The sequence below is a fragment of the Caldisphaera sp. genome, assembly GCF_049974385.1.
Lineage (GTDB): Archaea > Thermoproteota > Thermoprotei_A > Sulfolobales > Acidilobaceae > Caldisphaera.
Map to the genome: position 1 here is coordinate 1 of NZ_JBMFIW010000026.1, position 22,335 is coordinate 22,335.

At 31.7% G+C, this 22,335-nt stretch carries 22 protein-coding genes and 1 tRNA gene; 9 read left to right on the plus strand and 14 right to left on the minus strand.

Annotated elements, in window-relative coordinates:
• The first annotated feature begins 358 nt into the window (after window positions 1-358).
• Together ACP5GV_RS06895 and ACP5GV_RS06900 are read left to right on the plus strand one after the other, a co-directional pair.
• Window positions 359-3,361, plus strand: a complete 3,003-nt coding sequence (locus ACP5GV_RS06895) for an adenosylcobalamin-dependent ribonucleoside-diphosphate reductase (protein WP_428103027.1) — start codon at window positions 359-361, stop codon at window positions 3,359-3,361.
• A gap of 42 nt (window positions 3,362-3,403) precedes the next feature.
• On the plus strand, window positions 3,404-3,907 hold the full coding sequence (locus ACP5GV_RS06900) for a signal peptidase I (RefSeq protein WP_428067888.1): 504 nt from the start codon (window positions 3,404-3,406) through the stop codon (window positions 3,905-3,907).
• Here the strand turns inward: ACP5GV_RS06900 and ACP5GV_RS06905 are convergent, their stop codons facing one another.
• The 4 genes from ACP5GV_RS06905 to ACP5GV_RS06920 all read right to left on the minus strand — a co-directional run bounded on the left by ACP5GV_RS06905 (window position 3,908) and on the right by ACP5GV_RS06920 (window position 7,227).
• The gene (locus ACP5GV_RS06905) at window positions 3,908-5,971 is read right to left on the minus strand and encodes a DNA topoisomerase I (protein WP_428067890.1); all 2,064 of its coding nucleotides are present in this window, start codon (window positions 5,969-5,971) and stop codon (window positions 3,908-3,910) included.
• 32 nt (window positions 5,972-6,003) lie between these two features.
• A complete protein-coding gene (locus ACP5GV_RS06910) occupies window positions 6,004-6,360 on the minus strand; it encodes a hypothetical protein (RefSeq protein WP_292320895.1) in 357 nt (118 codons plus the stop codon).
• Between the two features lie 13 nt (window positions 6,361-6,373).
• On the minus strand, window positions 6,374-6,685 hold the full coding sequence (locus ACP5GV_RS06915) for a 50S ribosomal protein L21e (protein ID WP_428067892.1): 312 nt from the start codon (window positions 6,683-6,685) through the stop codon (window positions 6,374-6,376).
• A 200-nt stretch (window positions 6,686-6,885) separates the two neighbouring features.
• Complete coding sequence (locus ACP5GV_RS06920; protein ID WP_428103029.1) at window positions 6,886-7,227, minus strand: hypothetical protein; 342 nt, start codon at window positions 7,225-7,227, stop codon at window positions 6,886-6,888.
• Between the two features lie 184 nt (window positions 7,228-7,411).
• On the opposite strand from ACP5GV_RS06920, the gene ACP5GV_RS06925 reads away from it, so the two are divergent.
• A complete protein-coding gene (locus tag ACP5GV_RS06925; RefSeq protein WP_428067895.1) occupies window positions 7,412-7,798 on the plus strand; it encodes a hypothetical protein in 387 nt (128 codons plus the stop codon).
• Between the two features lie 8 nt (window positions 7,799-7,806).
• On the opposite strand, the gene ACP5GV_RS06930 is transcribed toward ACP5GV_RS06925, so the two are convergent.
• On the minus strand, window positions 7,807-8,181 hold the full coding sequence (locus tag ACP5GV_RS06930; RefSeq protein WP_428103031.1) for a hypothetical protein: 375 nt from the start codon (window positions 8,179-8,181) through the stop codon (window positions 7,807-7,809).
• A 118-nt stretch (window positions 8,182-8,299) separates the two neighbouring features.
• Between ACP5GV_RS06930 and ACP5GV_RS06935 the strand changes: the two genes are divergently transcribed.
• Complete coding sequence (locus ACP5GV_RS06935) at window positions 8,300-8,587, plus strand: DNA-directed RNA polymerase subunit K (protein ID WP_292320907.1); 288 nt, start codon at window positions 8,300-8,302, stop codon at window positions 8,585-8,587.
• A gap of 96 nt (window positions 8,588-8,683) precedes the next feature.
• On the opposite strand, the gene ACP5GV_RS06940 is transcribed toward ACP5GV_RS06935, so the two are convergent.
• The 4 genes from ACP5GV_RS06940 to ACP5GV_RS06955 all read right to left on the minus strand — a co-directional run bounded on the left by ACP5GV_RS06940 (window position 8,684) and on the right by ACP5GV_RS06955 (window position 13,596).
• Window positions 8,684-9,742 carry a site-2 protease family protein gene (locus tag ACP5GV_RS06940; RefSeq protein WP_428103033.1) on the minus strand — a complete coding sequence of 353 codons (1,059 nt, stop codon included), beginning with the start codon at window positions 9,740-9,742 and terminating at the stop codon, window positions 8,684-8,686.
• Window positions 9,743-10,011: 269 nt separating this feature from the next.
• Complete coding sequence (dph5, locus tag ACP5GV_RS06945; RefSeq protein WP_428103035.1) at window positions 10,012-10,854, minus strand: diphthine synthase; 843 nt, start codon at window positions 10,852-10,854, stop codon at window positions 10,012-10,014.
• 18 nt (window positions 10,855-10,872) lie between these two features.
• Entirely contained in the window at window positions 10,873-11,352 is a 480-nt protein-coding gene (locus ACP5GV_RS06950; protein WP_428103037.1) for a PadR family transcriptional regulator, read from the minus strand.
• 192 nt (window positions 11,353-11,544) lie between these two features.
• Window positions 11,545-13,596 carry a V-type ATP synthase subunit I gene (locus ACP5GV_RS06955; protein ID WP_428067902.1) on the minus strand — a complete coding sequence of 684 codons (2,052 nt, stop codon included), beginning with the start codon at window positions 13,594-13,596 and terminating at the stop codon, window positions 11,545-11,547.
• Between the two features lie 327 nt (window positions 13,597-13,923).
• Between ACP5GV_RS06955 and ACP5GV_RS06960 the strand changes: the two genes are divergently transcribed.
• Genes ACP5GV_RS06960 through ACP5GV_RS06975 form a run of 4 tightly spaced genes read left to right on the plus strand, consistent with a single transcriptional unit; the run spans window position 13,924 to window position 18,047 of the window.
• On the plus strand, window positions 13,924-14,235 hold the full coding sequence (locus tag ACP5GV_RS06960) for a V-type ATP synthase subunit F (RefSeq protein ID WP_428067904.1): 312 nt from the start codon (window positions 13,924-13,926) through the stop codon (window positions 14,233-14,235).
• A 7-nt stretch (window positions 14,236-14,242) separates the two neighbouring features.
• Window positions 14,243-14,845, plus strand: a complete 603-nt coding sequence (locus tag ACP5GV_RS06965; RefSeq protein WP_428067906.1) for a V-type ATP synthase subunit E — start codon at window positions 14,243-14,245, stop codon at window positions 14,843-14,845.
• A 2-nt stretch (window positions 14,846-14,847) separates the two neighbouring features.
• Window positions 14,848-16,656: a V-type ATP synthase subunit A gene (locus ACP5GV_RS06970; protein WP_428067908.1), complete on the plus strand. Its 1,809-nt coding sequence runs from the start codon at window positions 14,848-14,850 to the stop codon at window positions 16,654-16,656.
• A complete protein-coding gene (locus tag ACP5GV_RS06975; RefSeq protein WP_292320920.1) occupies window positions 16,653-18,047 on the plus strand; it encodes an ATP synthase subunit B in 1,395 nt (464 codons plus the stop codon). The genes ACP5GV_RS06970 and ACP5GV_RS06975 overlap by 4 nt, the downstream gene beginning before the upstream one ends.
• Here the strand turns inward: ACP5GV_RS06975 and pyrH are convergent, their stop codons facing one another.
• Entirely contained in the window at window positions 18,048-18,728 is a 681-nt protein-coding gene (pyrH, locus tag ACP5GV_RS06980; RefSeq protein ID WP_428067910.1) for a UMP kinase, read from the minus strand. It lies immediately after the preceding gene.
• Window positions 18,729-18,971: 243 nt separating this feature from the next.
• On the opposite strand from pyrH, the gene ACP5GV_RS06985 reads away from it, so the two are divergent.
• On the plus strand, window positions 18,972-19,094 hold the full coding sequence (locus ACP5GV_RS06985) for a hypothetical protein (protein ID WP_428103039.1): 123 nt from the start codon (window positions 18,972-18,974) through the stop codon (window positions 19,092-19,094).
• On the opposite strand, the gene ACP5GV_RS06990 is transcribed toward ACP5GV_RS06985, so the two are convergent.
• The 4 genes from ACP5GV_RS06990 to ACP5GV_RS07005 form a co-directional block, all read right to left on the minus strand.
• Window positions 19,080-19,646, minus strand: coding sequence for a vWA domain-containing protein (locus tag ACP5GV_RS06990; protein WP_292320923.1), 567 nt, complete (start codon window positions 19,644-19,646; stop codon window positions 19,080-19,082). The two genes, ACP5GV_RS06985 and ACP5GV_RS06990, sit on opposite strands and share 15 nt — an antisense overlap.
• 146 nt (window positions 19,647-19,792) lie before the next feature.
• The gene (locus ACP5GV_RS06995) at window positions 19,793-20,569 is read right to left on the minus strand and encodes a PIN domain-containing protein (RefSeq protein WP_428067914.1); all 777 of its coding nucleotides are present in this window, start codon (window positions 20,567-20,569) and stop codon (window positions 19,793-19,795) included.
• A gap of 58 nt (window positions 20,570-20,627) precedes the next feature.
• Complete coding sequence (locus ACP5GV_RS07000) at window positions 20,628-21,815, minus strand: pyridoxal phosphate-dependent aminotransferase (RefSeq protein ID WP_428067916.1); 1,188 nt, start codon at window positions 21,813-21,815, stop codon at window positions 20,628-20,630.
• Between the two features lie 71 nt (window positions 21,816-21,886).
• Window positions 21,887-21,971 (minus strand) — tRNA-Leu (locus ACP5GV_RS07005).
• Between the last annotated feature and the right edge of the window lie 364 nt (window positions 21,972-22,335).

The window sequence follows — 22,335 nt, forward strand, 5'->3', positions numbered from 1 at the left end:
ATTAAGCACCATAATTAAATTCACATACAAAGTATATAAACTTCACGGTTTATCGGAAACTGTTGACGACGGCTTTTGTTAATTTTTATTATAAATTAATTTTTAAAATTTTGTGTCTATAATCTTCTCTTAACAGGAAAAAGAGATAAGGTAATACAGCCCTAAATATATATGATAAGACAGGTCGGTGTTAGAGTATGCCCAGAAAAATATTTAGTTCAAAAGGAAGGTAATACAGCCCTAAATATATATGATAAGACAGGTCGGTGTTAGAGTATGCCCAGAAAAATATTTACTTTAGCTAGACATAATATACCTACGCTAAATATGTTAGGTGAATTTAAGTAGGGGTGTAAATATGTCATCAAATGAGGCTGAGCAATTAAAAATAATTAAAGAATCAACATTTAAGCCAGAAATTGAAATGGAGGCTAGAAAGCTTTTATTAAAAGAAATTTACGAAGCTGTTTTAAAAGAATATAATAAAAGAGCGCCAAATGGCGGCATGTTAGCTGATATTCCACAATGTGTAAAAGATTTTGTAGAAGGTAAAAGGGATGAACCATGCGAAGACGATTTGAAATTTACTTATAATGCAATAAAAGTATTGCAATCAAGATATATGGTGAAAAGTCAATTACTAAATCCATTAGAAACACCTTCTATGGTTATGAGAAGAGTGGCTGAGGGTTTGTCTTCTAGAGCAGATAAAGAAAAGCTTTATAATTTATTGATAAATGGCAAATTCATGTTTAATTCTCCAACATTATTTAATATGTTCTCTGATGGAGCTAAAGGAGCTTTAAGTGCTTGTTATGTTACACCAGTATTTGATAGTATGGAAGGCATATTAGATGGAGTTAAGGTTCAAGCTTTAACTTTTAAATATGGAGGAGGCCAGGGTTTCAGCTTTTCTGAGCTCAGGCCTAGAGGAGATATTGTTGCTGGAACAAGTGGAGTGGCAAGTGGGCCATTAAGCTTTATGAGGTTGTATGATGTTGCAACGGATGTTGTTAAACAAGGGGGCAAGAGAAGAGGGGCCAATATGGGTATATTACATATTTGGCACCCTGATATATACAATCCGAAATATGATTCGTGGCAGGCTTTAGCAAACACTTTACCTCCTCAAGTTAGAGCATTTATAAAGGCGGTTAAGGATGCATTTGATCAAATAGAAAAAGATGAACTATACGAGGTAAATCCAATATTAAAAGAAATGGCTGAAAAACTTTCAAAGGAAGGTTATTATATGCCAGAAGATGCAGGTTTTATACAATCCAAGAAAACTCCAATGCAGGACTCATTTTTAACTAACTTTAATATAAGTGTTGGTGTAAATGATGCTTTTATGAAATCGCTCATTGAAGGCAATGAATGGTGGATGGTAAATCCAAGATATAGCAAGGATGAGAATGGAGTTTATAGAATTCATTATAGTATTAGCAAAGAAACAGGTTTAGGAAGAATGGGAAAGCTTATTGAAGAAAACAAATGGCTCTTAGATAATCCATATTTAAATATATTTGAAGATGTTTTAGAAAAAACAAAATCTTTAGCGATTAATGATTTGGAAGAAGCAAGCAAAACATCGGGTAAGAAAGTAGACTTTAATGAAAGAAATACAAAGGCATGGAAATATAATGCAAGGCTTTTATGGGAAGAAATAATTAAAGCTGCATGGGAAGGTGGAGATCCTGGATTAATATTCCCAGATAATCATAATAAATTTAGTCCAACTCCTTGGTTGGGCGTAGTTACTGCAACAAATCCATGTGGAGAGCAGCACCTATATCCATTTGAAAGTTGTAACCTAGGCTCTATAGACCTAAACAAATACGTTAGTAATAATAAATTCGATTTAGAAGAGTTTTATAATGATATACAATTGATTGTTGATTCAATGGATGCTGTAATAGATTTAAATAAACATCCTGATAAGAGGCAAACTCTAATAAACTCAATAACGAGGAAAATAGGATTAGGAATAATGGGATTGGCAAATGCTGTAGCAACCCTTAACTATCCTTATGATAGCGATGAAGCTGTTGCGTTCACTTTAATAGTTTCTGCAGCAATTGAAGTTTTTGCATGGAAAAGAAGTTGGGAATTAGGTGCTATATTAGGTCATGCTCCAGCTTTTGAATGTAAAAGATGGGATTGGAAGGAGATGAAATGTGTTGAAAAAGCTGATATTGAAGAAACCTTAAAATTACATACACCTGCTTTACTTAAGGCTAATGAGGTTATGAGAATTAAAGATGGTTGGATAAATGTAAAGTATCATGATATTAAGATACCAGCGGAAGTTTCTAAAAGACTAGTCGGGGAAACGGCAAAAAGAGTTATGTCAGATGGTTCAATAAATATCATTAAAGAAGATGCATTTTATAAAGTACTAAATGACGTCTTTTCAATTTCCAAAGATGATATAAATAACTCTTCTGATTTTTCAATAAATGATGTAAAGAAGTTGCTCATTAATGCTTTATTCAACCCTGAAGCGACTTGGAATAAGCTTATAGAGTATGGTAAGTCTATAGGAGCCAAAGCCCCAAGAAATACTGTTGTAAACACAGTTGCTCCAACCGGGACAATAAGCATTATATCTGGAACAAGCAGCGGGATAGAGCCATATTTTGCTTTGGTATATTTGAGAAGGGTTGCTGTAGGAGAATTTTGGGAAACAATATCGATATTTAGAGATAAAGTTTTGGAAATAGCAAAGAAATATAACTTATCTGTTGAGTTTTTAGATGATTTATTTAAATTTATATCATCTCACAAAGGTAGTATAAGATGGGCATTAAACGATATAGAAAACTATATAGTAAGTAAGAGTAAAGTTATTGAAAAGGATGGCAGAATAGTGTCTAAAACAGATATAGATTATAAGGGTCTAATAGAAGAAATAAGAAATTTAGCAAATCTCTTCTCTACCAGCATGGATTTTGATTTGTGGTATCATCTTTCTCATCAAATAGCTTCACAAATTTATACAGATCAAGCTATAAGCAAAACAATCAATTTGCCAAGTGATGCAAAAATAGATGATGTTTATACGACATATCTTGTTGCTTGGTTGGGAGGATTAAAAGGAGTAACGATTTATAGAGATGAGAGCAAAGGGATACAAGTAATATACTTTGGAGGGGAAGCAAAAAACATATTAGTACAACCTATAAAACAAAAGAAAAAAGAGAAGTCTAGAATGACAATAATAAAAAAGGAAATGAGGGTAACAGATATAGAATCTGATAGAAAACTCTCTCAATTATTTGGTATAACTAAGGATAGCAGGAGTGGTGTTGTGAGTTTAAAGGCTGATGAAAATAGTACCTGCAAAACATGTGACCTCTAATCTTTTTTAACTTTCTGTTTCTATCATTTTTATGGGATTAAAATGAATAAGTATAATAAAGATCAAAAAACAAAATATGCCAATGCTATATTTATTGCAGCTATAATATTGATCATTGGAGCTGCGATAGTTGCTCATTTAGCTTATGGTATAACACCCGTTATTGTTGATGGAATAAGTATGAAGCCTACTCTTCATACTGGGGACGTTGCTATAATGTATAAGGAGCCGTATAGCAATATTAAAATAGGTAACATAATAGTCTATAATTATTATGGAACGCTAATTATACATAGAGTTATTGGTATATATGAGCATAATGGGACAGAGTGTTTTATAATAAAAGGAGATAATAATCCAATACCAGATCCAGGCTATCCTCAATATTGTGGGTATTATACAGTAGATGGTTTCACTACAGGAGGAGTTCCATATTTTGAAATAAAAGGTGTTATATGGACTTATAATGGAAATGAACCAATAGTTATACCATATATAGGAAGCTTTGCTTTGGCAATAAGAGGTACTGGCAGCGATACTTTTTGATTATTTAATATCAATATATGATACTTTATTTTGAAGTAAAAATTTGCTTCCTTCTCTTATCCATAGGCCAACGGCAGCATTTTCAGATAGTTCTTTTAATACTTGGTTTTCATTTGTTTCTAGTCTTTTCATTAAATTTGGAACCTTTTCGTTTATTTTCTTTAATGCCATATAATGAAAATCGCATAAATTGTAATTCAAAAACTTGTGTCTAGCTTGTCTTTTACATATAGAGCATTTTTCTTCAGGCTCTTCTATGCCTAAAGCTATTGCTAGATTTTTACCCAAACTTTTATCATTTAGCTTTTCCTTTATTATTTTTGATAGGAATTCCTTAGCTTCATTTACTATGTCTTCTTTAGAATATTTACCTTTTGATATCATGTCTAACTTTTCCTCGAAATCTCTTGTAAGTTCAGGTGAAGTTAGTTGATTTGATACCAATTCTATAGCTTTATATACTGCATATCCCAAGTTTGTGACTTCCGTTTTATTTCCTTTGTTTATCAAGTATTTTCTTTTGTAAAGTATCTCTATAATTCTAGCTCTTGTTGCTTCTGTTCCAATGTTTACCTTTTCCATCCATCTAAGCAATGAAGGTCTACTTAAAAGCACATTAGTTTTCGGCCATACTGTTTTCAGATTAACATTTATTATTTTTACTTTATCGTTTTTTCTTAATACAGGTATTTCATTGGTTTTTGGATAAGAAAAGCTATAATATTTAAACCATCCTTCATCAACCACTACTAATCCTTCTGCTTTATACTTCCTATTTATTCCATCCCTTAAAGTTGCATAGCTTTTATTTAATAGAGCATCTTTTGAAAATGCTGAAAGAAACCTTTTAACAATAAGGTCATAGATGTTTAGATAATCTCCATATAGTTTTTTTGGAACTTCACCTGTGGGATATATAGCTGGGTGAGCAGGATCATCTTCTTTACCCTGAACTGGATTTAGTTTTCCTTCGGTTTCTTTTAATAAGGTTTCTACTAGGCTCTTGTATTTTTGTTTTGTTAAATTATTTATTATCTGGTTATAATTAATAGTCCTAGGTAGTTTTTGGCTATTAGTTCTTGGATAGCTTATTAAAGCTTCTAAATAAAGCTCTTCAGCTATGCTTTGTGTTTTAAATGGTGAGAAACCGTATATTCTCGATGCTTCTTTTTGGAGATCCCCTAAATTAAAAGCAGGCGGTGGCGGAATTTTTTCTTTGATATCACCATAATCTTCGACTATTAAGTATGGATTTTTTTCTAGATATTCCTTAACATTCTTTGCTTCAGAAATTGTTTCAGGATACCAATCTTTAGGAGTTATTAAAAATCTTTTCCCTTCATACTCACCTATTATCGATATAGAAAAATAGGGGTTCGGCAAATATAGGTTTATTTCTTCCCATCTTTTTATAGCTTCTGCAAGAGTTGGACTTTGAACTCGGCCTGCACTTAAAGAAACAGTCTTTCCAGTTTCATTCTTTAATGATTTCATGAGAAGTCTTGATACATTAATCCCCCAAAGCCAATCTAGTTCATGCCTTGCAGAGCCAGCATTTACATTATCTAAATCCAAAGGAAATAATTCTTTAAATGCATTTAAAATATCTACTTTAGTTAAAGCGGAGTATTTCATCCTTTTTGCTCTTTTAATATCTCCAAAGCTTTCTATAATTTTATATCCTATAACACTTCCTTCAATATCATAATCACAAGCATTTATATATGAGCTTGCTTTAGGTAGGATTGATGACATCATCATATAAAATGGTTTTGTATAGTAAGCAGATTTATCAAATTCCCAAAGTGGTTTCCATGTTATTTTTACTATGGGTACTCCTCTTCCACTTGTAGAAGGTCCGAATAAATGACCGGCACTGGGCAAAACTAAAATAGTCTCTTTGTTATTTTTAATAACATAATAAGGAATTCTGTAATATTTGCATTTTTCAAATTTTCCATAATCTTTTAAAGCCAAAGCAATTTTTTCAGCAGCTTTTGGTTTTTCGGCTATTAAAGCAGTAAAATTGTTTGAATAGCAGTTTTTGCTTAAACTTTTACTCATAGTTACCCAACTAATTTATGGAGCTAAGGAGTTTAACTTTTTTTATTACAAAAATTATTTATTATGTTGAAAATTTCTTTCGATTTTTCTTCATCTATTTTTGTTGACTCTTCTTCAGGTAAAGAAGATACCATAGATATAATAAAAGAACTGTTTTCAGGGCAAACATTTAATAGCATTATAGCTGTAGTTTCTTTTAAACCAAGGCTAACTAATTTTTTAATTGATTCAGTAGCTTCTTTAAAATCACCTTCTCCAAAGGTTTTTAGATAATCCCATGATTTTTCCTGAAGGGAATTTATTTGTTGGGAATCTTCAATCCTTCTTTCCATAAAATATTTTGCCTCGTAATAAGAGATATAACGCCTTTCTTCAATCCTTCTTTCCATAATATAAGACCCCTTATTGGGATTTTTGTTCTGAGAAGGGTTTTAGATGAACTGCATATGTTATAATAGTTTTTTCCTTATTTCCTAATTTTACTTTTATTACATAAGCCTTTCCTCTTTTATCAACAATTTCTCCTGTTAGACCATGAAATCTTCTATGAGGCATTCCGTCATGAAAAGTAGAATTTATGTATATAACAACTTTATCTCCTATTTGATATGGATATAAAGCTTTACTTAATCTTGGAACACCTCCTCTTTCTCTGATGTGCTTTCTTAGCATATTCCTTGTTTTGCTTCTATACCCTGTTGATGCCTTTACCATTTTGAATCACCTTTACGACTAAAGACCTCGCCATTTAAGGCGTATATGTAAGTTTATAAATTTTATAAAGTATTTCAGCAAGATTATATTTGAACTCAAAGATTGTAAGTTATAAAAGCAGGTATTCTATTATAACTTTAATATGTTATAACTAAGATATTTATTATTCAATATTATGTGCTTATATGAAGTTTTAATAATTATGAAGAACTTAAATAGCTCTTACAGCTGTTTAGTATATAGTTTCTTATATCATTAAACTCATTGCCTACCAAGATTGATTTTATTAAAAACATAAATTGTTCCCCTAAGGCTTCACGAGCTAATATACAAGCGTTCTCTGGACTTCTCAGCAATAACTCTACAAATCCCATGTTAAACTTTACTTTAGATTGGCTATCTAGTAGGATATATGCCCCCATAAATGAATTTAATGCTTTTTTACTTAATGCTCTAACAACTTCATTAAATTTATCTCCAGTAAAATTCATTTTATCCATATCAAATGTCCTCCATAATATATTGTTGCCTATATACATCAATTCTAATACCTCTGTGTATTGTTTATTCAACTGCGTAGATATTTATCTAATAAGACCTATTTCCATTTAAAAGGAGAAAAGCTTTTATACCCTTTTTTAAGCTATTCAAATCAAACAAAAACCATTATATTCCAAATGAAAATATTAAATTTGCGTTACTATATTAAAAGTTTAGGTGGAAAAAATGAGCGAAAATGAAGAAGAAGTAGGCGAAGAGGAAGAAGAACAAGAACAACAAAGTAATGCTCAAGAAGAATCTCAACAGCTAATTGAATATAAGGTCGAAAGCCCTGAACTATTAGATATTATGTTAAGATCATTCGATATTTTAGAAAAAGCAGTTAAAGATGAAATTAAGGTAAATGAAGCGAGAGCATATTATAACGAGGAAGTTGAACGTAAAATGTCAGAGCTATCTAGCTCTTCTATAAAGAAATCAAGAAGGTCTAAGAAATCCGTTAAAAAGAAAAGTAGTAAGAAGAAAGAAAGTGAAAAAAATAAAAAAGAAAAAAGTAGTAAGAAGAAAACCAGTAAGAAAAAAAGTAGCGAAGAAAGTGAAGCAGAAGAGTGAAGAAACAATTATTTTTCTATGGTCACATTAAATCCTATTTGATTTAATCCCTTAACTATGAATTCCTCTTTTAATCTTCTATCAAACATTATTATTACAAATTTTTTATTATTTTCTTTAACCAGCTTCATATTATCAACAACAACTGAACCTTTTATCATATCGCTTACATCTTTATCTGGAGTAATATAATCTTTAAACTTTTTTCTTTGATATTCATAGAATTCATCAAAGTTATTTAATATTCTAAAAGATTCTATAACATCTTTTGTTTCTAAGCCCCTTAGTGATGCAATAATTTTTAATAATTCTAAAGCATCGCTTAACTCTAGTTTAACGCTTTTATAATTTCCAGGTTCAATTTTTAATTTGATTTCTTTCATTTTTACCCTGCAGTATATCTAAGTAAACACCTTAATATTTTGTTAGCATAAAGGAATTTAGCATTTAATTTTTAATCTCGAATTTTAGCAATATTTGGAGGATAAATAGGTGAAAAAAATGTCAGGCTCATATATGGCCTACCCAAAGATAAGAGAAGATATAATGATAGGACCTCCATATTTGACTAAATACGAAAAAGCTAAAATAATAGGTATAAGGTCGCTTCAATTGACTCATAATGCCCCTCCATTAATAAAAACCGAATTAATAAATTCTTCAGATCCAGTCGTTATAGCTAGATATGAGGTAGAGAATGGTATTTTACCAGTTTCTGTCATAAGATATACACCATCTGGGCTAAAGCAAGTAATACCAATAAAGTTGCTTTTGAAGGGAAATATATAATTAAGTACAATATAAGGAAATATTGTAAAATGGTTGATCCTTTGTAAAGATTAGGAACGATTAATTTAATTATTTTAAAATAATTTAACTTTTGATTCAAACTGGTAATGGCAATGTTAATATAAGTAAAATACTGTACAATATAACAGATAAAAAACCAATTTTTGAAAGCTTATCATCCCCCATAGCCGATCCTGGATGCCTACCCCTAGATAATAAAAACAAGAATAATGCAAATACACCAAAAACTGTAAAAGTATCATACCAAAAGCCTGCTATTATTAAACCTAAGATAAATACTTCGGATACTATTTTATGACCTTTTTCCCCAAGAGCAGCCCTTAAAACATGGCCTCCATCCAATTGAGAAACAGGTATTAGATTTAGAAAAGTAACGAAAAATACGATATAAGAGGCAAACATCATTGCTGAAGGTTGTATTATGTATTCTTGTGGTATTTTTTCTACATATGTCAAAATACTTACAATTAACGGAACTAAACTTATTGTAGAGCTTGATGGAGCTGCATATTGAGGAATTAAGATTGAATATTTTAATCCTAAGATAGCAAAAGGTATAGCAGTCATAAATCCTACCAAAGGACCCATAATGCCTGTTAAGGCTAATATATCGTTTGTTGGAGGTAACCATTCCATATTAATTACTGCTCCAAAGGTACCTAGGAATCCAAACTGTAATGGAGGAGCAGGTAGGAGATATGGAGGACTAGCAGGAACCTTATATCTTCTCATTGTGACCCAATGACCTGTTTCGTGCAAAAGAAGAGGCACAATTAAAGAAACTAAATAGGCTAAAGGAGTCCAAGCAAATGACTTATTATAGCTATTAAAAACTAAACCTGAAACGTATACGCTTATTAATGTAATTGTTGCTAATATTATGACCATTGGTATATTAGTCTTACTTGCTTTCTTGATTGCATATAAGTAAAAAATATTATTTTCTTTTTTTAGAGTAATAACATATCCATAACTGAAAGATTCTTTATATAATTTTACAAACGCTTTAGTAATATGTTCTTCTTTTACTCCTGTTACTTCAAATTTAACTGAATTTTGATCTTGAGAAGTTATTTTTCCATCAAAGTATTTTGTTATTAAGCTTTCTATTGTACTGTTCATTTCGTTTTTCATTTCCATCCCATATTTTAGGATTGTGTTAAAATTTATATTTTTAGATTAGATTGTTACTGTAAGTTAACATTATAACTTACTAGAGGTTAAGAGATGGAAGTTCTCTCCCTCACGGCTAAGAATCAGGAAATCCTCGTCATGAGATGAGGATGCCAGTTCATAAGGGAAGAGTAGTTTACTAATTAAATTATAATTAGCTATTATTCCTGTCAATAAATTGCAATATATATCTTTAAAATAAGGAAAAGGTAGTTAATTTGATTTTTTAATTATAACGTATTTAGATAGGTTTTTAATTGTAGCATATATTTGCAAAAATCTACCTTTATAGAATTCTTATGTTCAATTATGGCATTGTCATTTATATTTAATACGTATTTAAGATAGTTTTCTTCTTCGTAATGAAGAGAAGTGGGGATTATCAGACTATACGGTTCATCAATTTCAGCGTTTTGAAGCATATAAAGTGAATCTCCAACAAATACATTTTTTTCACCCGCATGTATAATAATTCCGAGCATTTTTTCAAGTTTTTCATATAATTTTAGTTCTTTATTTAATTCTAAGACTGTTTTAATTCCTTGTTCTATACTTAGCAATTTTCCTTGATCGTTTATATCGAATAGTAAGAGTGTATGAGCATTTATACAAAGATTTGAATATAAATTATATATAAGGCTATAGGCTTTTATATTTCTCCATGGTCCAGGTATAGTTAGAGTTTTTCCGAATTTATAATATTGTAATCCTGACAGGGATTTTGCCAAGCAAATTCCTGATATTCCGTTTATTATATCGGCTTCTATTTTTTTCTTTTTCGCCTCAATCAATAAAGAAGCATGAGTAGTTCCTATTAATGGATCTCCAATTACTACTATGCTTACTTTTTTATCTTTGGCAATATCAATAACTTCTGATGAATTATCTTCTAGCATATTTCTTTCAGCTAATATAACTTTTTTATCTTTGGCAATATCAATAACTAAAGAAATTATTTTATCTGAATTTGGCATAGTATATTTATCCACAATTATTATATCAGATGATTTTATACAATTAATAGCTCTTTGAGTGATATACTCATAATTTATTCCTACTAAATAAAGAGGCAATAATTTGGCACCTTAACTTTATTTCTTTTCACAATATTTTCCTATTTGTTCATCTAGCTTTGCAATCCATTCCATTAGGTTACTACACACCTCCTTAGCCTCGCTCTGAAATCCTTGTTTTTTCATACTTTCTATTCCTCCTAAAATTATATAATTTATCATAGAGGTATAAATAGAAATTTTGTTAATTAATTGGTCTTTTAATAATAGCCATCCATTTGTGGTTAGGCCATAAACTATTTTCTTCCCTCCTCTTACACCTTCTTGCTCATATGATTTAATTTCGATTAAACCTTCGTTTTGCATAGAATCTAGTAATGGATATAATGTACCGGCTGCTGGCTTCCATCTGCCGTGAGTCATTTCTTCAATCTTCTTCATGATTTCATATCCATGGCTTGGTTTTTCAGCTAAAATTCTAAGGACTAACCACAATAAGCTCTCTCTAAATGCCTTAGCACCTTTTAGTTGTGTTTCTTCATCTTCTTGCATTTTCATAGAAGTCTCCCTATTTTTAAATAGTAAGAAAGAGTTTATATTGATTTCTATTATATCATTTCTTGATCTATTATTTTTTCATTTAAAAATTTAAAAAACCTCAGTTCTGGTATCTTTCCTCATTGATCAGTAATACCAGCCTTCTTCATCGGCAATTAAAAGATATACGGAGGATTTCAAAAACTTTTCTTTTTATGCTGCTTGGAAGATTATGTTTATACTAGGAAGTCTTATCGGATTAAATGGAACTCCATTACCTGTGAAGAATTTATTAAACCATTCATAGAAGTGAAGCCTTAGATCATGAGCGAATGCAACTATACCTTCTAGCCCTGCCGTGAGTAAATTACCTAATATGTATACTATGATTGCTGCTGTGAACATTGCTGGGTTCTTTGGACCTACTGGATCTATTACTAAATATAATATAGTAAATCCTACCATTAATCCTGAGTGAGCAAGGCTTAAACCCATTATCCTCAGAAAGCTTATACTATTTCCCAAAACAAGCAGCATAGATTCAAACAAACCGATAAATGATTCCATTGGGTTTAGTCTAAATCCTTCTCCAATAGCAGCTCTATAAATTCCTTTTCCTATAAGTATCCATATAAGTGAAATAATAGCTCCATAAAATACAAATGCTTCCATAGGTCCTCCTCTACCTAATCCGAATAAAGCTTGTTTTATGGTTGAACCTGCTTCTGTTGCATTAAAGTATAACAAGAAAGGAAGGCCTGCAGACAAAAATAATAAAAATAAAGGCAGCTTTTCACCTAGCAAATCTTCATAGTCACTCTTTAGATAACTATTTGCTATTCCTAATAATGTACCAAATATAAGCATAAATGCACCTATCCAGAATGATATATCCATTGATAAGTAAAACAATTTTTGCATTAATTGTTGGGATCCTCCTGATATTGATATATCAACTGGAGACTCTAATGGAGCTGATTGGAATCCAAGGCTTTTCCAAAATTCTCCCATATGTAAGGCCTCTGCAGGAAGTGGTCCAAAAAATTCATTAGCTAAAAAACCTGTCACGATACCCGCTGCACCTAATATAATTGTTACCTTACCTATATCTTTACTTCTTGGCAGTAAGAAAAATAGACCAAATAGTAATACAAGAAGTCCATGGCCAATATCTGGAAACATCAAACCGAATATTATTGGCATAGTAATTGCCATAAATATGGTTGGTATTATCTCATTAGAGTTCGGGGTTCCATACATTTTTAATATAGATTCAAATGGCTTAAATATCCTAGGTATTTCCATTTTTGTGGGTACTTCTCTTTGACCTCTCTTTATTCCAAGGCTGTATATTAAATATCTATCATTTGTTGCGTTTTTTATTATATTTCTTAATTTTTTCGAGTCTTTGATATCAACAAATCCATGTATAAATGATGTCGTATCAGAAGTAGCAGTGTTGTTAAGTATTTTAAATACTTCATTAATAACAAAAATTTTTGTATAGTAATCCTTTAAATTTTCATATTTTTCTTGTAATTTCTCTATTATTTCTTCAATTTCTTTATTAATTTTATTAATTTCTTCTTCAATTTCTTTATCGGCCTTCGACGGATTTCCGGAGAATTCGCTTGGAATAGATATAGCAGTAAACCCAAGTTTGACTAAATTGCTATAGGCTTTTTTTACATTTTCATTATTTCCAGCTATAGCTATAACAAAGGTATCTTCTTGGAATTTTTCATACACCATTATAATATCATTGGATATTTTTTTAGCATATTCTATCATCTCGCTAGGCAATATACCTATTGTAAAAGATATTAGCTTAGATTCATGTGCTTTCCTAATATCAGTATCAATATACGAAATATATCTTATAAGTTTTTTCAATTCTATCAGATCGTTTAATTTATTTTTCGATTCGTTTAAGATTGTTATGTTTTTCTCAAATATTGTTTCTAGATCTTTGTTCTGCTCTATTAATTCATTTAAAAAGTCCACCCAGTTTGAAATTTTTAGGCTAATGCCTGATACAATTTCTGGGTTCCTATTTATTGCTTTAAAGAACCCTTCAAGTCTGGCCTTTCTCTCTGATGAAATCGCTGATGCTGATCTATAAATTCTCATAGAATATTTGCTTAATTCTTTTGTCGGAGGTTCTATATGAAAAATTCCAGAGGTGGCTAGACTAGCAACTACTTTATCATATTGTGTATTTGGTACTGCTATTACTACTTCTTCAACTCGATTGGCAACCAGCAATTTAGACCCCTTTACATTAATTAGGAGGGGATAGAGAGTATTTTAAAACTTAAAGAGTTTTTATTATAAACAAACTCTAATTTGCTAATCAGATCCTTTATATTAGAAGGCAATATTTGCTAAATTTTTATTTATTAATTTGTTAATAATTTAATAGAGCCAATGGCTTTTTATTGGCCTGCTCTTCGTCATGAAGGGCAAAGCTTGCCTTTCGTTTGCTAAGAAAAAATTCATAAGTTTGAAAAAGTTGAAAAATAATGTAGTGCTCATATTAATCGTTTCTTCTGTTTAAATTTAAAAGCTAATTTTTAAACATACATAGTGTAAGTGATTAAATTGAGCACAGAAGGGAAAATGTTTGTTATAGGGGATAGAGAAAGCGCTAATTTATTCAAGCTGGCAGGCATATCCATAATAGACGCATACACTCAAAAAGAGGCAGAAGAAGGTTTAAAGAAAGCAAAAGAAAAGGGAGCATCATTGGTAGTTGTTTTAAAACATATAGTAAATGATGAAAATTCTCTTAGAAATTTAGCGAATTCATTAAACCTTACTTTGTTGATTTTACCAACAAAATGGGCAAAAGCTGAGCCCATAAATATTGATAAATTGCTGGCTAAAGCATTAGGTATGGGGTAGGTAAAATATGACACTAACGGGTAATCCAAAAAGGGTTGCAGAAGAGATAACAGAAAAGAATTATTTAGAAACAAAGAAGTTAATAGACGATGCTTATTCTGCTTCGTTAAAGTTATTAAATGAATCTTATCAAGCTGCATTGAACGAGTTTAAGAACAGATTAAATGAAAAGTCTCAAGAATTCATAGAGTCATTAAAAAGTGTTGAAGCAGGTCTTCAATTAGATGTGAGAAAAAAAGTTTCCGAAAAGAAAAACACATATATTGATGATGTTTTTAATCAGGCTATAAATATGATTAAAAGTGAAAAAAATAAAGAATGGTATAGCGATTTTATAAAAAAAGTTATATCTATTGTTGCATCGGAAGCTGAAAATTATAATGGTTTGATAATATATTGCTCAGAAGATGATAAACAGCTTGTTAAAAAAATTTCTTCTCTATTTAAAAATATAGAAATCTCTAATGAGAGCGCTAAAATAATTGGAGGTATAATTGCTACAAATAAGGAAGGAACAATCAAATTGGACTTTAGTATTGACCAGATTATAAAGGAAAATGAGGTTTTTCTTAAAGGAATAGCATCAGAAAAATTATTTGGGGGGAAGTAAAAATGGTAGTTAAAGGTAGAATTAGTAGGATCACTGGTCCTCTTGTTGTAGCTGAAAATATGACTGGAATACAGATGTATGAGATGGTAAAAGTAGGAGAGGAAAGGCTAATAGGAGAAGTAACGAGGATTAAGGGGGACGAAGCTTATATACAAGTATACGAATCTACTACTGGCTTAAAGCCAGGAGAAATAGTTGAAGGTACAGGATCTCCTCTTAGCGTTGAGCTAGGACCTGGTCTATTAGGAAATATATATGATGGTGTTCAAAGACCATTACCATTTATTGCTGAATTATTAACCAAAACTTCTCCTAAGAGAAGTATTTTTGTAGAGAGAGGAATTGATGTAAGTCCCTTGCCAAGAGATAAAAAGTGGCACTTTACTTCAGGAGAAATAAAAGTAGGTGATAAAGTATCAGGAGGAGATCTCTTAGGATTAGTTCAGGAGACGGAGCTAATATTACATAAGGTTATGGTTCCTCCAAATGAGTTTGGAGAATTAACATGGATTGCACCCGAAGGTGATTATACTATAGTAGACCCAATAGCTGAAATTAAAAGCAATGGAAAAGTTAAAGAAATATATTTGTCACAACGCTGGCCAGTGAGATTTCCAAGGCCTTATAATTTAAAGTTAGATCCTTCAGAGCCATTAATAACAGGATTAAGGATTATAGATACATTGTTCCCTATGGCTAAAGGAGGCACAGGTATGATACCTGGGGGCTTTGGTACTGGCAAAACTGTTACAATGCATGGATTGGCACAATGGTCTTCTGCTAACGTGGTTTTATATATAGGATGTGGAGAAAGAGGTAATGAGATGACCGAAGTTTTAGAGAGATTTCCAACATATAAAGATCCATGGACTGGAAAACCATTGATGGAGAGAACTGTATTGATTGCAAATACAAGCAATATGCCTGTGGCAGCTAGGGAAGCCAGTATCTATGTGGGAATAACTATAGCAGAGTTTTATAGAGATATGGGTTATGACGTTCTACTAGTAGCTGATTCAACAAGTAGATGGGCAGAGGCATTGAGAGAAATAGCAGGTAGATTGGAAGAAATGCCAGCAGAAGAAGGTTATCCGAGCTATTTAGCATCGAGACTTGCAGAGTTTTATGAAAGGGCTGGAAGAGTAAAAACTATAGGGAGCCCCAATAGAACAGGAAGCGTTACTGTTGTTGGTGCAGTAAGTCCTCCAGGTGGAGATTTTACCGAACCTGTAACAACACATACAAGAAGATTTACTAGAGTATTTTGGGCACTCGACACAGCTCTAGCTTATAGCAGGCATTATCCGGCAATAAATTGGATCTTGAGTTATAGTGCATATGTAGACACCGTTTCGGAATGGTGGGCCAAAAATGTTGATCCAAAGTGGAAAGAATACAGAGATGAGATAATGGATATCTTACTAAGAGAAAATGAGCTTCAAGAAATAGTAAGGCTTGTAGGTACAGAAAGTTTAGATGAAAGTGATAAATTGGTATTAGATGTTGCTAGGATGATAAGAGATGGATTTTTAAAACAAAATGCCTTTGATCCTATAGATACATTTGCTTCACCTAAAAAACAGTTCGAATTGATGAAGCTCATCATAGACTATTATAGGAAGGCAAGCGAGCTAGTTCATAGTGGGATTCAGGCATCTAAAGCTAAGGAAGTTTTAGGTAGGCTTTATGTTGATATTGTTAAGGCTAGGTTTAGCATACCAAATGATAAAATAGAGATGATAGAAGATTTGAGGAAACGTACTTTGAACTCTCTTGACGGGTTAAAATCTAAGGAGGTGAAATCTGCATGAGCTCTCTATATGGTATAAGGGAATATTCTAAAATAGTTGAAATAAAAGGTCCATTGATTGTCGTAGAAGGAGTTAGTAGAGCATCATATGATGAAATAGTAGAAGTAGAGCTTTCAGATGGAACAAGAAGAAGAGGTAGGGTTTTAGATGTATCTAAAAACATTGCAATAGTTCAAGTTTTTGAAGGTACAACTGGTATAACAACTACAGGAACAAGAGTAAGATTCTTAGGAAGACCGTTAGAGCTCCCCGTATCTGAAGATATGTTAGGTAGGATTTTCAACGGACTTGGAGAGCCTATAGACAATGGACCAGAGATAGTGGCTGAAGAAAAATATGATATAAATGGTTCTCCGATAAATCCTGCAGTTAGAGCTTATCCTGAGGACTTTATACAAACTGGTGTAAGCGCAATAGATGGAATGAATACATTAGTTAGAGGCCAAAAATTGCCTATATTTAGTGGGAGTGGTTTACCTCATAACATTTTAGCAGCACAAATAGCTAGACAAGCAACAGTAAAGGGGGAAGGAGAAGAATTTGGAGTAGTTTTTGCAGCAATAGGAATTAAATATGACGATTACTTATTTTTCAGGAAATTCTTTGAGGAAACCGGAGCATTAAATAGAGTTGCTATGTTTGTGAATCTGGCCGACGAACCTGCCATGATAAGATTAGTAACTCCAAGAGTTGCTTTAACATTGGCAGAATATTTGGCATATGAAAAAGACCTTCACATATTAGTTATATTGACAGATATGACCAATTATGCGGAGGCGTTAAGGGAAATAAGTTCTTCAAGAGAGGAAGTTCCTGGAAGGCAGGGATATCCTGGTTACATGTATAGTGACTTAGCAAGCATCTATGAGAGGGCAGGGAGAGTTCATGGCAAAAAAGGTAGCATAACTCAAATACCAATATTAACAATGCCGAATGATGATATAACACATCCAATACCAGACCTAACTGGTTACATAACCGAAGGTCAAATAGTTCTGAGCAGAGATTTGTATAATAAAGGAATATATCCACCAATTAATGTTTTGATGAGTCTCTCGAGATTAATGAAGGAAGGAATCGGACCTGGAAAGACAAGGGATGATCATGCTCAGGTAAGTGACCAGCTTTACGCATCATATAGTAGAGGGGTAGATCTTAGAAGTTTAGCCGCAGTTGTAGGAGAAGAGAGCTTAAGTGAAACTGACAGAAAGTTTCTTAAGTTTGCTGATTTGTTTGAGAAGAAATTCTTATCACAAGGAATTAGAGAAAATAGAAGTATAGAAAATACATTGGATTTGGCATGGAACATATTATCCGAAATACCAGAAGAAGAGCTTACTAATATAAAAGAAGAAATGATTAAGAAATATCATCCAAAGTATAAGAAATAATTATTCAGGTACTAACTCTGTCCCTATTTTTTCTCCATCTAATACTTTTAATAAAGTTTCAGGATTTTTACCATCAATAAATATAACTCTTATTTTGCTTCTTTTTGCTATCTCTAAAGCAACGTGATCAAGTAACTCGTATCCTCCAGCTACTTGATCCATTCTTTTTATTAACTCTTCCATACCTTCATATGATATTTTATCAAGCTTTTTTGATTCGGGATCTTTTGGATTTTTTGTATAAATACCATTAATTCCGTTAAGCATATTTATAACATTCTTTGATCCAATGGCCTCAGCTAGAATCATTGAAACTGCATTTGTACTGTGACCTGGTTGAAGACCTCCTAATACTGGAATTAGATTGTTGTTAAAAATTTCCAATGTCTCTGTTAAATCCTTGGGCACTTTTGGTATACTATATGGATACAGCATTGCAGAAAGAGATAATGCATTTAGTCTTGCAGATTCAATACCTAAAATATCTAATATGGCTTCTGACACTTTTAGCTCTCTTAGTGTATTTATATAATATCTAGCTAACGGCCCTCCACCTACAACAACTCCTAGTTTATAGCCTTTATTAAGAACATTTTCTATGGTATCTTTAAGTTTTATATAATATTTTTGATCTGGTGGAAATAATAAACTTCCACTTATTTTCATAACTATTTTTTCCATACTCTCCCTCTTTTATAAATATTATCCTGTTTTTAATAATTTATGCCTCAGGGCCTAGGTTAGTTCATCAATCACTGCTTTTAACCTTCATCATCGACATATTTTAGAGTATATTAAGAAGTTAAAATCTTTATTAAACTGAAAATGTGTTAATTTTTACAATTTTGTTTAGAACAAACCTTAAAAGCATTATCACATTAAAAGACAAAAGTTTACTGCTTATTTTATCAATGAATTTTATTGTTGAATCAAATTGCAGATAGGATTCATATCCCTGAATATAAAGTAACAGCAGTTAAAATAGAAAAATTAACGCAACAAATATGCAAAACAAAGGATTTGTTTATGTTTTTAATTAGGGTATAGTTCACCTAGTTTAGCTGCATTAGATAATACCTCATCAGTATTTTCTGAATGGAGCCAAATACCTTTGGTAATTTTGACTGCTTTGTCTATATATTCTCCAACCTTTTTAGGTATTAAGCCGAGAGTAAGCATATCCAATTCTATTTCTGCCATAGATAATAGAGATGCTGAGATATCAAGATTTATGCCCTCATTAAATCCAGCATCTGTTATTAAGATAATTCTTTTGTGATAGCCAGGATTTGCAGCTCTTAATATTAAATACGAATCTTTTATTACCTCACTAGGCGCAGTAACTTTTCCCATAATTCCTATTTTAGATATAGCTTGTTCTATCAATTCTAACCTATCAGTTAGATCAGTTAAAGGGAATGAGTATCTATAAAATATAACGAGAGAGATCAATGTAGGTATGTTTCTGCTAATTAAACTCCTAGCTATAATAGAGGCTGCTCTCTTAGCGTTCTCTATTCTGTTTGGTTTATAATCTTTTCTGGCCATGCTTATACTTGTGTCTACACCTATTATTACAGCTTCTCCAATAAACTTCAATTTTTGTTCATCTCAAAATTAAGCCACTTATTATAAATTTGTTTACAATAGGCATTTTACCGCCTAATAATTATATTAACTTTAAAATAATATAAGCTTTTCCCACAGCAATCTGTAATTCTAGGACTAGGAAATGATTTTGTTTATTATGCAAAGAGTTCGGGGGGTATAATTAAAGGTATTGTTCCCATCTTTGCTATTATCTCATTGAATTGTCTATCATCTATTATTTTAATTTTCTTTGAGAATAAAAAAAGAGAAAGTGTTGGTACGCTTGTTATTCCTTTGCTTTTAGCTGTTTGTCGTGTTCTAATATCATCAGATACAAATATAGCATTTTCTTTTTTTGATATGCTTATGGCTTCAGCTTCCTGTAAAGTTATACCATTCTTTCTGGCAAATTCAACTAAGGGATTTTTTGTTTGTATAACTTCATAGTTGCTAAGATAAACTAGTGATCCTCTTATTTTTGAATACCTCATTATTAATGATCTTACTGAGTTATTTGTTTCTTTTCCAATAAGAAGCCTCTTGCTAAGTTTTTTAATAATATCTATTTTATCTAATTCTAAAATTGAATATGTAGATGATAGATCAAATACTAATGAATTCTTTTTATCAAACTCTTCTATATTTTCGTTTATTTCATTAGGGTCAATAACCCCTATTTCGGGAGGAGTATTTTTCTTTAAAAAATACCATATAATTTCCTCAATACCTAATCCACTTATCTCTGTTGCAAGTTGAAAACTAATTCTACCTTCCTTATACGCTCTAAAAGCTATTTCTTTCATATCGAAACTATCAATAAATCTTCTAATCGCTTCTCTGACAGCTTCTGTTTTATTTGCATATATACCGGCTTTAACTAATGCATCTAATGCACTTTCACTGTATCCGCTTATTTCTATATTTGTAACCATTAAAACTACCCTTCTCATATAATTTCTGTATAGAAACCCTTTATTAATTTTTATAAATTTAAAATAAATTATTTTGCAATGCAGATTGAATTAAATCTATCCCTTTTTCTATTCTATCGGGCGTCTCAGCAACAAATGACAACCTTAAAGAAGAAAGATATTTTTCGCTAAAATAGTTGCCAGGAACTGAAGCAACTTGATATTTTTCTAATAATTGAGTTGAAAATTCTTCTCCGTTAATTTTATATTCTTCTAGATTTATAAATAGAAACATCGAACCTTTTGGTACAATAAACTTGGCCTTAGGTATTTTTTCTCTAACTGCCTTTATCATTACATCTCTTCTTTTCTTGTATTCATTAACGACAAACCTAATGTATTCCAGTCTTATGTCAGATCTTAAATACTTTGCAACCATATGCTGAGCAAAAGATGGAGGACAGTAAACCATCTCTTCATTAACTAGCTTTATTTTATCTATCGTGCTCTTTGGTCCATAAACATAACCAAGTCTCCAACCTGGTATTGAGGGGTCCTTCGAGAAAGTATTTATTGATATTACATTTTCTGGGGCATATTTATATAAGAATTCGTGTTCCCCTTCATATATTAGGGTTTTATAAGCTTCATCATTTATTATCCACAGGTCGTTATCAATAGCTATTTCACTTAAGGCCTTAGCTATTTTATGATCTATGATTCTACCAGTTGGGTTATCTGGACTAACCATAACTATTGCCTTAGTCTTCTTCGTTATAATATTTGATAGCTCATCTATATTAGGCTGATAATCGTTTTCCATGTTTACATAATGTCTTATAATTTTGGCCTCATTATAGTTAAGCAATGGCTTATAGCCAAAATAAGTAGGATCAAACAATATGACTTCATCTCCAGGTTGAATTATAGTTGCTAGTGTTGAAAACATAGCTGCTTGTCCTCCAGCTGTTATAACTATGCTTGATGGATCTACATCTATTGAACCTAACAACTTTAAGTCATCAGATACAGCTTCTCTTAGCTCTAATATACCTTGGCTTGGAGTATATCCATATAAGTTCATTGATTCCTCTTTAAGCATTTTTCCCATGATTTCTCTAATTTCAATAGGAGGTGGAATACTAGGCTGACCAGCTGAAAATACAATTATATCTTTATTTTCCTTCTTTAGCCTTTCTCTTATTGCATCTATCTTTCTTGTTGGAGACTCTTTTAAGAAATCCACTTTATTATTTATATTACGCATATATACCGCCTCGAAAATAAAAGTATAAAATTCTAAATATAAATTTTTTGTAATATTAAGAATTGAAATTATGCGGGGGGTGGGGTTTGAACCCACGCAGGCCTACGCCAACGGGCCCTCAACCCGTCCCCTTTGGCCAGGCTCGGGCACCCCCGCGCATTTATTTTATACGTTTTTTTAGAATTTAAAGCTGATTTATTGTATTGCAAATTAATAATGAGAGTATTGTTTAAGAGCTACCATTGCTATTAAATATGCTGGCTTTCGTGCTTATTTCATTTTTCTGTTGATCATGTTTTGTTTGATTATTAGCTTTATCTGATTTGCTTTTAGAGCGAAGCCTTAAATGCATTATCGCCTTAAAACTAGGTTTGCAATTTAATTTATCATTTTGTTAAGGCATGCAATACTTAAGACCTCGAGCAACATCATTTAGGACTAAAAGGGGTTTGGGCTTCATTGAATTTTTATGAATTTATATCTAATTCTCAGCCCTTGGGCTTCACCAGGGTCACGGGAT